General features: G+C 57.3%; 17 protein-coding genes. 12 read left to right on the top strand and 5 right to left on the bottom strand.

Annotated features, from left to right (window positions below; genetic code table 11):
• The gene (locus tag M0P56_RS06425; RefSeq protein WP_291509206.1) at window positions 1–690 is read right to left on the bottom strand and encodes a LuxR C-terminal-related transcriptional regulator; all 690 of its coding nucleotides are present in this window, start codon (window positions 688–690) and stop codon (window positions 1–3) included.
• Window positions 691–1,030: 340 nt separating this feature from the next.
• Here M0P56_RS06425 and M0P56_RS06420 point away from each other — a divergent pair, with 340 nt between their 5' ends.
• From M0P56_RS06420 to M0P56_RS06410, 3 genes are read left to right on the top strand one after another with little or no spacing between them, the layout of a single operon-like run.
• The gene (locus M0P56_RS06420; protein ID WP_291509205.1) at window positions 1,031–1,882 is read left to right on the top strand and encodes a type II secretion system F family protein; all 852 of its coding nucleotides are present in this window, start codon (window positions 1,031–1,033) and stop codon (window positions 1,880–1,882) included.
• Window positions 1,879–2,760, top strand: a complete 882-nt coding sequence (locus M0P56_RS06415) for a type II secretion system F family protein (protein WP_291509204.1) — start codon at window positions 1,879–1,881, stop codon at window positions 2,758–2,760. The genes M0P56_RS06420 and M0P56_RS06415 overlap by 4 nt, the downstream gene beginning before the upstream one ends.
• The gene (locus M0P56_RS06410) at window positions 2,757–3,122 is read left to right on the top strand and encodes a DUF192 domain-containing protein (RefSeq protein WP_291509203.1); all 366 of its coding nucleotides are present in this window, start codon (window positions 2,757–2,759) and stop codon (window positions 3,120–3,122) included. Before M0P56_RS06415 ends, M0P56_RS06410 begins: the two co-directional genes overlap by 4 nt.
• A 701-nt stretch (window positions 3,123–3,823) precedes the next feature.
• Here M0P56_RS06410 and M0P56_RS06405 read toward each other — a convergent pair.
• The 3 genes from M0P56_RS06405 to M0P56_RS06395 form a co-directional block, all read right to left on the bottom strand.
• Window positions 3,824–4,012 (bottom strand): stability determinant, encoded by a 189-nt coding sequence (locus tag M0P56_RS06405; RefSeq protein ID WP_291509202.1) that lies wholly within the window; start codon window positions 4,010–4,012, stop codon window positions 3,824–3,826.
• A gap of 557 nt (window positions 4,013–4,569) precedes the next feature.
• Complete coding sequence (locus M0P56_RS06400) at window positions 4,570–5,508, bottom strand: nuclease-related domain-containing protein (protein WP_291509201.1); 939 nt, start codon at window positions 5,506–5,508, stop codon at window positions 4,570–4,572.
• 35 nt (window positions 5,509–5,543) lie between these two features.
• Complete coding sequence (locus tag M0P56_RS06395; RefSeq protein WP_291509200.1) at window positions 5,544–5,873, bottom strand: helix-turn-helix domain-containing protein; 330 nt, start codon at window positions 5,871–5,873, stop codon at window positions 5,544–5,546.
• Between the two features lie 162 nt (window positions 5,874–6,035).
• Here M0P56_RS06395 and M0P56_RS06390 point away from each other — a divergent pair, with 162 nt between their 5' ends.
• From M0P56_RS06390 to M0P56_RS06370, 5 genes are all read left to right on the top strand, one after another.
• A complete protein-coding gene (locus tag M0P56_RS06390; protein WP_215855841.1) occupies window positions 6,036–6,197 on the top strand; it encodes a DUF1328 domain-containing protein in 162 nt (53 codons plus the stop codon).
• 225 nt (window positions 6,198–6,422) lie between these two features.
• Entirely contained in the window at window positions 6,423–6,584 is a 162-nt protein-coding gene (locus tag M0P56_RS06385; protein WP_291509199.1) for a CsbD family protein, read from the top strand.
• Window positions 6,585–6,752: 168 nt separating this feature from the next.
• On the top strand, window positions 6,753–7,310 hold the full coding sequence (locus M0P56_RS06380; RefSeq protein WP_291509198.1) for a hypothetical protein: 558 nt from the start codon (window positions 6,753–6,755) through the stop codon (window positions 7,308–7,310).
• Complete coding sequence (locus tag M0P56_RS06375) at window positions 7,311–8,057, top strand: response regulator (protein WP_291509197.1); 747 nt, start codon at window positions 7,311–7,313, stop codon at window positions 8,055–8,057.
• Window positions 8,054–9,316, top strand: coding sequence for an ATP-binding protein (locus M0P56_RS06370; RefSeq protein WP_291509196.1), 1,263 nt, complete (start codon window positions 8,054–8,056; stop codon window positions 9,314–9,316). Before M0P56_RS06375 ends, M0P56_RS06370 begins: the two co-directional genes overlap by 4 nt.
• Window positions 9,317–9,326: 10 nt before the next feature.
• Here M0P56_RS06370 and M0P56_RS06365 read toward each other — a convergent pair whose 3' ends face one another.
• Window positions 9,327–9,647, bottom strand: coding sequence for a hypothetical protein (locus tag M0P56_RS06365; protein WP_291509195.1), 321 nt, complete (start codon window positions 9,645–9,647; stop codon window positions 9,327–9,329).
• 161 nt (window positions 9,648–9,808) lie between these two features.
• On the opposite strand from M0P56_RS06365, the gene argH reads away from it, so the two are divergent.
• The 4 genes from argH to M0P56_RS06345 all read left to right on the top strand — a co-directional run bounded on the left by argH (window position 9,809) and on the right by M0P56_RS06345 (window position 13,329).
• Window positions 9,809–11,197: an argininosuccinate lyase gene (argH, locus tag M0P56_RS06360; protein ID WP_291509194.1), complete on the top strand. Its 1,389-nt coding sequence runs from the start codon at window positions 9,809–9,811 to the stop codon at window positions 11,195–11,197.
• Entirely contained in the window at window positions 11,194–11,379 is a 186-nt protein-coding gene (locus M0P56_RS06355; RefSeq protein WP_291509193.1) for a lipoprotein, read from the top strand. Before argH ends, M0P56_RS06355 begins: the two co-directional genes overlap by 4 nt.
• Window positions 11,376–12,620: a diaminopimelate decarboxylase gene (lysA, locus tag M0P56_RS06350; RefSeq protein ID WP_291509192.1), complete on the top strand. Its 1,245-nt coding sequence runs from the start codon at window positions 11,376–11,378 to the stop codon at window positions 12,618–12,620. The genes M0P56_RS06355 and lysA overlap by 4 nt, the downstream gene beginning before the upstream one ends.
• A gap of 157 nt (window positions 12,621–12,777) precedes the next feature.
• Complete coding sequence (locus M0P56_RS06345) at window positions 12,778–13,329, top strand: YbhB/YbcL family Raf kinase inhibitor-like protein (RefSeq protein ID WP_291509191.1); 552 nt, start codon at window positions 12,778–12,780, stop codon at window positions 13,327–13,329.
• Window positions 13,330–13,336: the final 7 nt, after the last annotated feature.

Raw genomic sequence — 13,336 nt, 5'->3', positions numbered from 1 at the left:
TCACTCCGATCGTGATAATTGGTGAGGGACGGATTGCTTGCCGCCGGGTTTTTTGTTTTGGATGGTTTTGAGCAGACGTGCCAGGAGCATCCGCCGATTGGGTACTCCATGCCGTCTGCACATGACGGCGATCCGAGAGCGGATGGTACTTTCACTTTGACCAATCTGGGTCGCAATCTCGTTTTGACCGATACCCTCTACGAGCATTTGTGCAATACGCAAGTCCGTTGGGGTGAGCTCGGGATGAAAAGGTTCTTCAGTTTCGAGCGCTGTGTAGAGAATAAGCAACTCTGCCTGAATATCCTTGAGTTCCGTATTGCTCAGCGCCCTTGTGATTTCCAGGTGGAATAACGCGATCTGGGTAGGAGTGGGGTTGCAGAGGGGGCTCATCGCGAGTTGCGAGGACGTCGTGATACAGTAGGGGTGTGGATTTCCGGATGTTGCCTCGCGCTGCGCCCGGACGATCAATTCTCTGGGTGGGGCAGGCCAGCGTCCCGTGGGGTAGCGCCACCAGGATGTGGTCCGCCAGCCTTTGCAGTGGCGATGCAGGCGATAGACCTTGATTTGTCGGAACCAGCCCTGTTCCCGCCATCCTCTGGAGATGTCAGAGGGTGACCTTCCCAATGTATAGCACTTTGGTGCCTGGCCCGCACCGCACGCCGCGGGTTGGGCTAGTAGGTTTAGCCACATATTCGCTCCCTCCAATATGGAGAATTATATAATCTATGCTATGGCACGATGTTACCGCGCTCCGTGTCGATGTCAATATGTAGCAATGCTGTTTACTATAATTGCTTTTGTTGAAGTCATTGCGCTGAATTTTTATATAAAATTATACATAAATACAATGCAGTATAATTTATAATGTGTGATTATTGAATGTTTGTTGCTGATCCCTGGATTATGTTTTAATGCGATGAACGCGTTAACATCACAGAGTAATGCGCAGAGTCGATCGTAAGATGCAGAATGTTAGGGTGATTCCTTTATGAATCGATAATCAGCCCAGAAAAGTGGGTGGGGGGAGCGGATGGTAAGCCATAAGGTACTCGGTATTCTGGTATTCGCAGCGGTGGTCGGGCTTACTTTTGTGGCCCTGCTGGCAACCCGGCAGGCTTTGGTGACGGGGCGAATGACCTTCGCTCGCGAGGGGCAGGTCAAGTTGTCGGAGTTGTTCATCTTCGCTGACCCTGATCTGCTGTGGAAGCTGAACGTAGCGGCGGTGCTGGCTTTGCCGCTTATGATCTGGTTGCTGCTGGGTTCGTCAGTGTTGGCCGTTACGTTGGCCATTATCATCGCCTTGTTGCCCCGTTTTGTGCTGCGCTGGCTGCAGAAGCGGCGTCTGGATCGTCTGCATGCACAACTACCGGATGTTCTCATGATGCTGGCCAGCGGCTTGCGCGGCGGCGCCAATTTGCAGCAAGCCATGGAAGGACTCTCCCGCGATCTGAGTCCACCCATCAGCCAAGAACTGGCGCTGGTCGTGCGGGAGCAGCGCCTGGGCGCCGCCTTCGAGGACGCCATAGACCATCTGGCGCAACGGGTGCCGTCGCAGGACGTGCAATTGGTGTCCTCCGCCTTGCGTATTAGCCGGGAGGTGGGAGGTAATCTCGCCGACACCGTGGCGCGACTGGGGGATACCTTCCGCAAGCGATTAATGATGGAGCAGAAGATAAAAGCGTTGACCTCACAGGGCCAACTTCAAGGTATTGTGATGACAATTTTGCCGGTATTGATCATTTTTGCGCTCTTGCAGATTGAGCCACAGGCTATGGGGGCGCTATTTAATACGATGCGCGGCTGGACGGTGCTGGCTATCGCCATTTTGTTTGAAGTGCTCGGCTATTTCTGGATCCGTAAAATCGTGAGTATTGAAGTATGAGTGCGATTTTTGCAGCATTAATAGCGCTCGTAGCCGGGGTGTCCATCGGACTTTTTGTCTATGGATTGGGTGTGCTGGCGCGGCAGATGGAGCCATCACCGCGGGATTATATGGATCCCTTGCCCAAAGGGTTGCGTCCGTTCTGGCCCTTGGTGCAGTTTATCCGTTCCACGTTGATTGTCTTTATTCCAGACCGCTTTTTACTGCGCGTCCACCAGCGATTACAAAGAGCCGGTATGAATTATTTGCTCAGTGCCAGAGAGTTTGTAGCGCTCAAGGCAATCAGCATGCTGGTGCCGCTGATTTTTGTTTTTTTATCCTATACGGCATTTGGGCTTTTCAATATTTGGCTGAGCCTGCTGGCTACGCTGGTGGGCAGTTTTTATCCCGATTTGTGGCTTGTTGAGCAGGCGAAGCGGCGGGGGCGGATGATTCTCAAGGAACTGCCTGTTTATCTGGACTTTATCACCTTGATGATTGAGGGTGGCCTCAATTTGACCAGCGCTATGCAGGTGGCGGTGGACAAGGGGCCGCTGGGACCGTTGCGCAATGAATTTGGCATTATGATCCGCGATTTGCGTGCGGGGACGCCGAAGATGGATATTTTCCGACGCTTTGGGGAGCGGGTTCCGTTGCCGGAAGTGCGGAGCCTGGTCAGCGCCCTGATTCAATCGGAAGAGCGGGGTGGTGATCTGGGGCCGGTATTGCGGGCGCAAGCGGAACAGCGACGTGAGGAACGTTTCCTGCGCGCCGAAAAGCTGGCACTGGAGGCACCGGTCAAGTTACTGGCTCCACTGGTTGTCTTCATTTTCCCCATCACCTTTTTGATGCTGGCTTTTGTCATCTATATGAAATTTCTTCAGGAAGGCGGCTTTTGACACAACAAGGCGTAGTTTGTCGGGGTGATCAGGTGCTCTGGTCTGAGGTGCAGATGGCGGCCAGTTTTCTCGACCGTTTGCAGGGCTTGCTGGGCAAGGCCGGGCTCTCTGATCAGCAGGGGTTGTTGTTGACTGCCTGTGGGAGTGTACACACCGTGGGCATGCGTTTCCCCATTGATGTCATTTTCCTGGATGTCGATCTGAAGATATTGACTTGTCACCCAGGTGTCAGCATGTGGCGCATGAAATCCTGCCGGGGTGCCCGCACGACGCTGGAGGTGGCGGCAGGCGGTGTTGAGCGTCACGGGGTGGTGCCCGGACAGCGTTTGACGTGGCAGATAGCAGATATTAACAAGCAATAGAGTTTCATCCCGACCTTACGCCAGGGCGGGCTCACAAAGTCTGGCGATCAATGGCCGGACCAGGCTGATCGAGCGGAGTTTTTTGGACGTGCTCGCTGTGCAACCTTGGCGCCAGCCGGACCGACCAGATAGCGAAAGCTGGTCTTACTTGGACCCAAGACATAATCTTTGGTGCAGTATCGTGCGTGTCCGTTGCCATGGTACAGCTGGTTGGGGTTGCGCGGTCCATGTCAAATGCGCTGTATCAATCGCAAGGGCGAAGCGCGAAGCGGCAAATGATAGCGACTTCCTATACCATGTATGGAAGACGTGGCAACGCGATTGCGCCACTCTTCAGAGCTGCTGCCTGCCTCTGTGGTTTTTTACCATAACATGAACATGGTCCTTGGTGAACCTCCTCCAGGAGTATTAAAACGTGAAGTGCAATGCAACAAGTCAGTAGGTATCATTCTGTCTCGTGGCCACTCGGACAGAACGGGCGGATGGCTTGATTTTGCTGGGTTCATGGCCTGCCGGTGCGGGGCCTTCTCGCGCAAGCCCGGCACGCGATCGCTGATGCGGTACAGGTAGGGATGCTCTGACAGTGGCAACACACAGACGCGCAGGCGTTCCCACAGACGTTCGGCTGCACTCACGACCGATGTAGTCTATGATAGCGGCTAGATCGGCGTCGGCCGACTCAAGCCAGAAGATGGGTAGCATCAGGACGTTTTGCGCTGTCTGAGCCGTGCTAGTCGCTCGGCCATGCGTCGCTCAATCTCATCGTGCGGGATGCTCGGGCGCGGGTCGGCCATGCTAGCGGCAGTCTTGGCCTGCAGCCAAGCCGTGTAGCTGACCTCCTGCTCGGTGGAGGCAAACTCGGAGATGATAGAAGGTAAAACGGCATTCATTCTGGGCGCTCCTCTGGTATCGATCATCAGCGAGGGTTTAAAGCCCCCATGCGGTCCCTGATGTCTATATTAGGCGGTTTTCCCTCTTGCAGGAACCATCCACAAATTCTGTGCGCCACCCTGTGGATGGAACCAGCAACCCAGCGGAGAACATCGGGAAAAGCCCTGGCCACCAAAAGCATCCAGATCCTCTGGAAGATCAGGCCGAGCCAGCTTCAACGCCATACCAACCGGCAAGGTCTAATCTGTGGTTGTCACTGTGGCAGTATCTCACAAACGAGAATTTTTGAGGGCTCATGGCTTCAGATCGCGGACGCACACAGAACCAACCTGTTACCGCTCCCAAAACACCTCTTGAAATCGTTTTCTGGATTCATGGCCTATATTGTGAATTTTGAGAGGCTATCAGTTATGCAATCTACCAGATGGCCAACGCCTCTGACTATATTACTCCTCCAGATACTGGGCGGGAAGGTCCGCTTCCCGCTGCATTTCTGTCGTTCGGCCCTAATCGCCAAAACAGACGGCTCCCTACCCTGATCCGGCCTACCGAATTGTCAGGATATTTGGTGCGTTCTACAGTAAGCCCGCCCTCCGAAGCGATTCGGCTTATCGAAACAAAAGCGCGCCTCTGCGGGAGTGATTGGCTGTCGACACCGAAAACAAAAATATCTGCCATCAGCATGCATTGGGTCGCCTGAAGTGTATACAACGTCCTCGTTTGCCTGTTTCGTTTTTTCAGTTCTCGGCTGCATCTCAGATTCTGTGATACCGAAGCGCTGACGATAGTCCAGTTTTGATGGTGGTCTATGCCAAGAAGCGATAGCTTCGCCGATGGCTTGCAGCCTTTTGGTACTAGTAACTCCTGGGAGACGTTTAAATACATCTGCGACCGTAATTCCGTTACGAAAGTCATCAATACGCTGAAAAAAGAGGTCGCTCTTCACCACTTCCGTAAAATCGTTCTCGCGAGGTTTTAAGAGGCGGCCTCGCGTGGATACCAGCACATGGTTATGGAAATGCGGCTTCGCAAGTCCAAAGCGGTGAGGAAGGAGTTGGTGACGCTTGAGCAGCCGCTTTAAAAGGACAATGTGACGATCGTTCTGCGCAATGGGCGATGGTATTGGGTAGGTACTTCCATCTTTGCGGATTGCCTCAAATTCACCGCTAGGGAGAATTTTGACACCTCCTGAATAGTTCTTGGTTTCCAATACAAAGAAGTCGAGGGTGCGCACCATCAACAGATGATCAATCTGCGCTACGTCATCCCCATCGACCAGCCGCAAATCGTGGAGAACGATCCAATTAGCAGATTCTCGATGTCTAAGGCTCAGGTCAAAGGCCGTCGTGGACTCGGCATCATTACCTGATTTGAGCATGTAATGCTCCTGCTCTATCTGCTTGCGGTGCTCATCGCTTAGATTGCATTGCAACAGAAGCTCCAGCTCCATCTCTGCGAGCTTGCGCCAAGCCTTGTCTCTTTCTTTGAGGATCATGCAACGGAACTCCGGCGATATCTGAATATGATTTTTTAGGCAACCGCCAGCACCACATGACCTATTGGCGCGGATGCGGCCTTTATCTGAATCTCAATGTCGTACCCCAGCCTATTCAGGCAGGCCATCGGCTTGCGTTCGGAGAGATTACTAAAATTTCCCCGCAAAAGCGCCGACACCTTGGGTTGGCTAATCTCCATACGCTGGGCGGCCTCTACTTGCCAGCCATGTACCAATGCCCGCTTGCGCCAGTCTGCCTTGAGCCACACAGAAAACGGTACAAACAGCCAGCAATAGCGCTTGGGGGGGGCACACTCAGGTTCCTCGGCAGTAAAGCCGCCTTTCTCCTCGGAAAGCGGAATCATAAGGAAGAGGTGGTCCCGGGTGAAATTGTAGCGTGATGTTACAGGCTGACCTTGCGGAAGGCAAATCAGGTTCTATACTCAGTCTATGTACTATAGTTAAGCAATTTGTCTCGTGAGTAAACGATTGTATCGGTTCTCCGGAATATATATTAAGGAGGGTGTATGCTTTACTGGGCTGTGGTGTTTTTCATTGTCGCATTGATCGCAGGTATGCTTGGCTTCTTTGGGATAGCAGGGGCGGCGGCATCAATCGCAAAAATATTGTTTGTCATCTTCCTGGTATTGTTTGTGGTGGCGCTGATTACGGGTAGACGCAGATTGTAAAGGGTATTACTTCTCAGGAATATTGTATTTGTGCTACATCGCTGTGAGCGACAAGATTTTATCTCCCTGTGAAATGCTCGGCGGCCATGCAAAACGCGGGTTTTGATGCGCTACTAATGCAACTTAAGGCGCGCACTGCAGAACTTGCCCATGGGCATCGGTGATTCGCATACGGATGTTGGCATAAGAAACCTTTGTTTTTTATAGTGAAGCGAGGGGCGTTTCATGAATAAGGATCAAGTCAACGGTCTTGTGAAAACTGTAAAGGGTGCTGTTAAAGAGGCGGCTGGAAAGGTTGCTGGAGATCACCAGCAAGAAACGGAGGGTAAGGTAAAAAAAGAGGTGGGTAAGGTGCAATCCAAGTGGGGCGACCTGAAAGAAAGTTGACCAAGTAGTTTTCCCGCCGGTAGGCCGCCAGGCGTGTCCACAGCAACAAGCAATCACCCCCATTCACAATTCTTGACACTTTGCTGCTGGTATCCACCGGAGCGGAGCGCTAACTTGTTTGCCACGGAAAGGGTACACCTTTCCCCCTGAGTGATGAGGAGCAGAGTGATGTTAAAATTTAAGCACGTAGTATCTGGATTGATGGTCGGAACGATGGCGCTGGCGGTAGTACCTGCCTTTGCAGCAGGCGCAGAGGCCCAGCCTGCCATGAATGGTGGCCCCATGATGGGACCGGGCATGATGTACGGTCATCCCTGTCCAGGAGGATGGCGGCATAGCCCCATGCGCAAGGGGGGCTGGATGCGGAATGCACCCGTGCCCATGCTGATGCCCATTGTCTGGCGGCATGCGGTGGACCTTAAGCTGACCCCCGCCCAGGAAACGGATCTGAAAAACTGGCGTGCCCAGCAGGAAAAAGCCATGCCGACCTGGCGTCACGATATGCTGGTCCACAACACCGCATTGCGTGATGCGCTGCTGAATGGTGAGTCGGGCAGTGCCATCGCCCCCTTGCAGGAAGCGGTCCTCAAGGATCATGCCACGATGCTCGAACATGGCATCCAGCAGGTGAATTATCTCCATAAGGTCCTGACGCCTGTGCAGTGGCAGAAAGCTACTGCCTTATATAAGGAAATGGGGACCAAGCGGGGACCCTGGGGCAAGTAAATGACGGAGGGCGGCAAAATCCTGCTGGTCGATGATGACCCCCGGCTGCGCACTATGCTGGTGCGTTACCTGGAAGGGCAGGGTTTTGTCGTCCACGCCGCCGCCTCCGGCGTGCAAATGGATCGCCAATTGGAGCGGGAATATTATGACCTGCTCTTGCTCGACGTCCTCATGCCCGGCGAAGACGGCTTCAGCATCTGCCAGCGCCTACGGGTGCAGGAACCGCATTTGCCTATCATCATGTTGACTGCCCGAGGTGATCTCAGCGACCGGGTGCAAGGCCTTGATGTGGGCGCCGACGACTATCTTTCCAAGCCTTTTGAGCCGCAGGAACTGGTTGCCCGTATCCGTGCCGTCTTGCGGCGCAGTCAGGATCTGCGCAGTAGTGATCCAACCCCGGGGGTACTTGTTTTCGGACCCTTCCGCCTCGCTCTTGGCAGCCGCAGTCTCTGGCGGAATGATGAGAAAATCTCCCTTACTGACAGTGAGTTTTCCATTCTGCACGCGCTGGCCAGCCATCCCTGGCAACCGCTCTCGCGGGGCCGTCTGCTGGCCATGACCCACGGCAGCGACGACACCACACCGGGGGCACGGGGTATTGATGTGTTTATCTCGCGCTTGCGACGCCTCGTCGAAGACGACCCTAGTGAGCCACACTATATTCAGACCGTTTGGGGGCGGGGCTATGTGCTGGTACCCGACGGCGGGGACGCTACGCCCAGGGAACAAGGCGCTTTACCCGGATGAAAAAGCCGCGCTGCTGGCCGGATACGCTGTTTACCCGTATGTTTCTCATCATCGCTGGGTTGCTGCTGCTGAGTCAGCTCGCGGTGTACTGGTTTTTCAATATCTATCAGGCCAACCCGCAGGCCGAGCTGCTGGCGCAGAACTGGGCGCAAATCCTGACCCTGAGTGAAAGCCTTAGCCCGGTCCAGCGTCGAGCGGCGACGTCCGAACTGATGCACCAAGGGCTCCGCATCGTTCCTGCCGGTACGCTGCGCGGCCACAAGCCCCGTATGCCGGTACTGGCAAATGCTCTGCAATTGCTGCACCGCATGGGCTGGCCGCAGGCGCAACTACGCATGGACGGCCAGCGCCGGGTGCTTTGGCTGCTAGCTCGGCCCGATGCCACCCTGGCGCTGGCGATGCCCATGCCCCATTCACCGGGGCTGCCATTGCCCTGGTTCAAGCTGGCGGCGATTTTGCTGCTCTCCTGGCTGGGGGCGTATCTGGCGGTACGTCAGGTGACCCGACCTCTCACCCGGCTCATGCAGGGGGTGGCACGTTTGCGCGGCGGCGATACACCAGCGGATCTGCCCGAGGCAGGTCCAGCCGATTTGCGGCGCCTAGCCGAACGCTTCAACCAAACCTTGCGCGATTTGCATCGTCTCTGGAAAGAGCGGGAGATGGTGCTGGTGGGGGTCTCTCATGATCTGCGCACGCCGCTTACCCGCATGCGCCTGAGTGCCGAATTTCTACCGGCCGAGGAGGAGGCCCGTGGCGAAATTATCGCCAATATTCAGGAGATGGATAAGGTTATCCACCAGTTTCTGGATTACGCCCGCAGTGGCGAGCAGGAGCCGCTGGTAGCGACTGACCTGGGGCCCTGGCTTAAAATGTTCATACTGCGCCAACAGGCTGACGTGGTGTGGCACCCGCCTGCGGCGGATCTACCGAAGCTGCCCATACAGGAAGTGGGTCTGGCCCGCGCCCTGCAAAACCTCATCGACAACGCGCAATCCCACGGTGGCGTACCCATAGATGTCAGTGCGGAACCCACGGCGGACGGCGTGCTGATCCGCGTCCGCGATCACGGGCCGGGCATTGCGGAGAGTGAACTGGAAACTGTGCGTGCGCCTTTCGCACAAGCCGGAAAGGGCGGCGGGGTAGGACTTGGGCTGGCCATCGTCGAACGGATTGTGGCCTACCATCACGGGCGCTTCACCCTGGCCAACGCCTCGGGCGGCGGCCTGGAGGCGCGTATAATCCTGCCGCAGTCACCTTAAACGGGTGACTTCAGGACCGGGTAGCAGCCGCGGGCGGGCAAAGCTTACGAAGATGGGCGACTTCGGCGGGACTGAGGTTGTGCCACTTGATGTTGCCGCATTGCCCGCTGATGGGACCCTCCAGCGTACCCCCCTGAGAAATGGTCTTGCCAACGGGAAAGTTCGCAACGGACCGAGTAGAGACCGTGGGTGATATCAGTTGCACCGCCGCCGCCGCATCTGCAGGCGCTGTGGACTGTACTTTGGTTTGCTGGTTCTGCCACCAGAAGAACAGCACCGACACCACAATCAGCAAAAACAGCAACACGATCAGCCAGCGCCAGCCATGCATTTTTTTTGCTCCGTCCATCCGTTGTACCCCATGTGTAAGCTCTTCTTTCAGACTGTAGCAAGAGCTGGGGAGGAATGCCAAAGAGCCGGGCGACGGCTGGAAGCGCTGGCGAACAATGCCCCCTTTTCGCTATAGTCGCGGGCAGGACAGGAGGTGTGGGCATGAGTGAAAAAATGTGGGGTGGGCGCTTCGCGGCGGGCACCGATAGTCTAGTAGAAGCCTTTACGGCATCCATTCAGGTGGATCGCCGTTTGTATGTGGAAGACATTCGTGGCTCCATGGCTCATGCGCGCATGTTGGGCCGGGTGGGCGTGCTGGCGGAGGCAGAGGTGGAAGCTATTGTCACCGGGCTGGCGCAGGTGCGGCAGGAGATCGTCGAAGACCGCCTCCCTTTTGTCGACGCGCTGGAAGACATTCACATGCACGTCGAGTCACGTCTCACGGAAATCATCGGTGACGTCGGCAAGAAGCTCCACACCGGCCGTTCCCGCAACGATCAGGTAGCAACCGACCTGCGCCTTTATGCCCGCGGCTGTCTGGATGACCTCGTCCAGGGGCTGCAGCACCTACAAAACGTCTTTATCGACCTTGCCGAGCGGGAGGTGGAGACTATCCTCCCTGGCCTGACGCACATGCAGGTCGCCCAACCGGTAAGCTTTGGCCACCACTGTATGGCCTATGTGGAAATGTTCCACCGCGATACCCAGCGTCTGCTCGATGCGCGGCGACGGGTGAATGTGCTGCCCCTGGGCGCGGCGGCGCTGGCGGGGACGACCTTTCCCATCGACCGCTGGGATGTGGCGCGTCAACTCGGCTTTGAGGCCGTCGCCGAAAACAGCCTCGATGCGGTCTCCGACCGCGACTTTGTGATGGAGGTGTTATCGGACCTCGCCATCCTCGCCGTCCACCTCTCGCGGCTGTCGGAAGAGCTGATCCTGTGGATGTCGGCACCTTTCGGCTTTATTGACCTGCCCGACGGCTTTTGTACCGGCTCCAGCATCATGCCGCAAAAAAAGAACCCGGACGTCGCGGAAATCATTCGCGGCAAGAGTGGGCGGGTGATCGGCGATCTTGTCGCTATCCTCGTCCTTATGAAGGGCCAGCCCCTCGCCTATAACCGCGATAATCAGGAAGACAAAGAGACCTTTTTCGACGCTCTCGACCAAATGCGCGCCAGCGTGGAGATCATGGGCCGGATGTTGCCGGGCCTGCAGACCCGGCCTGCGGTTATGCGCGCACAGGCAGAACGCGGCTTTGCCACCGCCACAGACCTAGCCGATTATCTGGTGCGCAAGGGGCTGCCTTTCCGCGATGCCCATGCCGTGGTGGGACGGGCGGTACGCCTAGCCCAAGAACGCAACATCGGCCTGGAAGCCATGCCACTGGCGGATTTGCAGGCCTTGTCACCGCTCATCGGTCGGGAGGTCTATGCGGTGTTGGCACTAGAAGGCTCCCTGGCGGCGCGTGATCATTTGGGCGGTACGGCACCCCGGCAAGTGCAAGCCGCCATCCTGCGCGCCCGTGAGCGCTTGCAGCGGGAGGCTCTGTGAACCGCGCCCGCGCCGTCTTCCTACTGCTGTTGCTTGGTCTCGCGCTGGGCGGTTGCGGCCGTAAAACGGCGCTGACCCTGCCGCCTGCTCACAGCGTTACACCTGCCGCAACCACGGTTCCTACCCAGAACTCCACCGTCGTTGAGCCCTCGGCGCCTGTTCAGAGCCCCGCTGTCCCATGAATACGTTTCACTACCGCAATCACGCCCTTTATGGTGAAGACCTTCCCTTGCAGGAAATAGCAGAGCATTACGGCACGCCCTGTTACGTCTATTCCGAGGCGGCGTTGCGCGAGCGCTATCACTCCTTCAGCGCTGCCCTCGGTGACAACACCCAGGTCTGTTATGCGGTCAAGGCCAACAGCAATCTCGGCATCCTGCGGATTTTTGCGGAGCTGGGCGCGGGCTTCGATATTGTCTCTGGCGGTGAGCTGGAGCGGGTACTGCGTGCGGGGGGCGATGCCGACAAGACCGTTTTTTCCGGCGTGGGCAAGTCGAGCGTCGAAATCCGCGCTGCCCTCAACGCCGCTATCTTCTGCTTCAATGTCGAGTCCGCGGCCGAACTCTGGCGCATTGCGGACATTGCTGCCGACATGGGCAAACGTGCGCCGGTGGCCCTGCGGGTCAACCCCGACGTGGACCCTGGCACCCATCGCTACATCGCTACGGGGCTGAAGGAGAGCAAGTTTGGTATCCCCATGGAGCAGGCCCGCCACCTCTACCTGCAGGCGGCGCAACATCCGGCGCTGGAGCTGAAGGGTATTGCCTGCCATATCGGCTCCCAGTTGCTGGACCTGACCCCCCTGGGTGAGGCGGCGGTGCGGGTGCGCACGCTGTATGACGAACTGGCGACCCATGGGATTGCCCTCCAGCATCTGGATCTGGGCGGCGGTGTGGGCATTCGCTACCACGACGAAATCCCGCCCAGCCCCGCGGACTACGCCTGGACACTGGATCAGGCTTTGCAAGGCGGAGCGGCACGGCGGGTTGTGGAGCTGGGCCGTGCGCTGGTGGGCAATGCCGGCGTGCTGCTGACCAAGGTGGAATACCTCAAGGACAACGGCAGCAAGCAGTTCTGCGTGGTGGATGCAGCCATGAATGACCTGTTGCGCCCCGCACTTTATGGAGCCTGGCATGACATCCTGCCCCTGCACCAAAGCGCCGAAACAGGACAAGCCCTGGATGTCGTCGGCCCGGTCTGTGAAAGTGGTGACTTCCTTGCCAAGGACCGCTCGGTAGCGGCCAGGGCTGGTGACCTGCTCGCCGTCATGAGCGCCGGCGCCTACGGCTTCGCCATGAGCAGCAACTACAACAGCCGCCCCCGTCCTCCCGAGGTGCTCATCAGCGGCCACCAGCACCGCCTTATCCGCCGCCGCGAAACCCTTGACGATCAGTTGGCGTTGGAGGAAAACCCGAACCTCTAAGGCGTCTTCCCCTGAAGGATCGCCACGCAACGCATCCATCGACAGCACCGACTATCTGCTATCCTTAGGCGGGAATGGGAAATTTCCGCGGGCATGGCCGTATCGAAGGCGACCGCAGCACTTGGCCAACCGCCCGCACACTTGTGAGGAGGCCACCATGGCAGAGATGAAGGTATTCAGTACCGGCATCGATCCTGACGACTGGATCGCCAGACGTTTCACTCAACCCGGCGACGGGCGCACCCCGCCCATCTTCTGGCAGCATCTGCCACCCGGTACCAAAAGCCTGATCCTGCTCATGGAGCATCGCGAGGCGGAAGCGGGGCGCAAGGTCAAGTGGCTGGTCTACGACCTGCCGCCTGCCGCTGAAGGTATCCACGAAGGCGGCCCATTGCCTGATGGCGCCAAGCTGGGGCGCAATGACTTCGGGACCATGGCTTACCGCCCGCCGGAGGCAGACGCCAACCATCAGCTTCAACACTATGACTTTATCCTGATGGCGACCGATCTGCCCACCCTCGGCCTCGCCGAAGGCGCTGGCTGGGAATCGGTGAAAGGAAGGCTGCGCAAGGGAGGTCGGGACAGCGACCAACTCGGACCGCCCCCTGCCGCGGACCCCCGTGCCCGCGAATTCCATCCACTCGGTCACGTCCTCGACCACGCGGAGTTCTCCGGGCATTTCGCACTGGATACGGACAAGCACGTTTGAGCGCCGT

This window comes from Acidithiobacillus sp. (assembly GCF_023229925.1).
Classification (GTDB): Bacteria; Pseudomonadota; Gammaproteobacteria; order Acidithiobacillales; family Acidithiobacillaceae; genus Acidithiobacillus.
This window is presented reverse-complemented; position numbering and strand designations above follow the sequence as displayed.

Bases quoted from the DNA above. Each gene is read 5' to 3' on its own strand.
- M0P56_RS06425 (WP_291509206.1), bottom strand. From the start codon at position 690: ATGTGGCTAAACCTACTAGCCCAACCCGCGGCGTGCGGTGCGGGCCAG.
- M0P56_RS06420 (WP_291509205.1), top strand. From the start codon at position 1,031: ATGGTAAGCCATAAGGTACTCGGTATTCTGGTATTCGCAGCGGTGGTC.
- M0P56_RS06415 (WP_291509204.1), top strand. From the start codon at position 1,879: ATGAGTGCGATTTTTGCAGCATTAATAGCGCTCGTAGCCGGGGTGTCC.
- M0P56_RS06405 (WP_291509202.1), bottom strand. From the start codon at position 4,012: ATGAATGCCGTTTTACCTTCTATCATCTCCGAGTTTGCCTCCACCGAG.
- M0P56_RS06400 (WP_291509201.1), bottom strand. From the start codon at position 5,508: ATGATCCTCAAAGAAAGAGACAAGGCTTGGCGCAAGCTCGCAGAGATG.
- M0P56_RS06395 (WP_291509200.1), bottom strand. From the start codon at position 5,873: ATGATTCCGCTTTCCGAGGAGAAAGGCGGCTTTACTGCCGAGGAACCT.
- M0P56_RS06390 (WP_215855841.1), top strand. From the start codon at position 6,036: ATGCTTTACTGGGCTGTGGTGTTTTTCATTGTCGCATTGATCGCAGGT.
- M0P56_RS06385 (WP_291509199.1), top strand. From the start codon at position 6,423: ATGAATAAGGATCAAGTCAACGGTCTTGTGAAAACTGTAAAGGGTGCT.
- M0P56_RS06380 (WP_291509198.1), top strand. From the start codon at position 6,753: ATGTTAAAATTTAAGCACGTAGTATCTGGATTGATGGTCGGAACGATG.
- M0P56_RS06375 (WP_291509197.1), top strand. From the start codon at position 7,311: ATGACGGAGGGCGGCAAAATCCTGCTGGTCGATGATGACCCCCGGCTG.
- M0P56_RS06370 (WP_291509196.1), top strand. From the start codon at position 8,054: ATGAAAAAGCCGCGCTGCTGGCCGGATACGCTGTTTACCCGTATGTTT.
- M0P56_RS06365 (WP_291509195.1), bottom strand. From the start codon at position 9,647: ATGCATGGCTGGCGCTGGCTGATCGTGTTGCTGTTTTTGCTGATTGTG.
- argH (WP_291509194.1), top strand. From the start codon at position 9,809: ATGAGTGAAAAAATGTGGGGTGGGCGCTTCGCGGCGGGCACCGATAGT.
- lysA (WP_291509192.1), top strand. From the start codon at position 11,376: ATGAATACGTTTCACTACCGCAATCACGCCCTTTATGGTGAAGACCTT.
- M0P56_RS06345 (WP_291509191.1), top strand. From the start codon at position 12,778: ATGGCAGAGATGAAGGTATTCAGTACCGGCATCGATCCTGACGACTGG.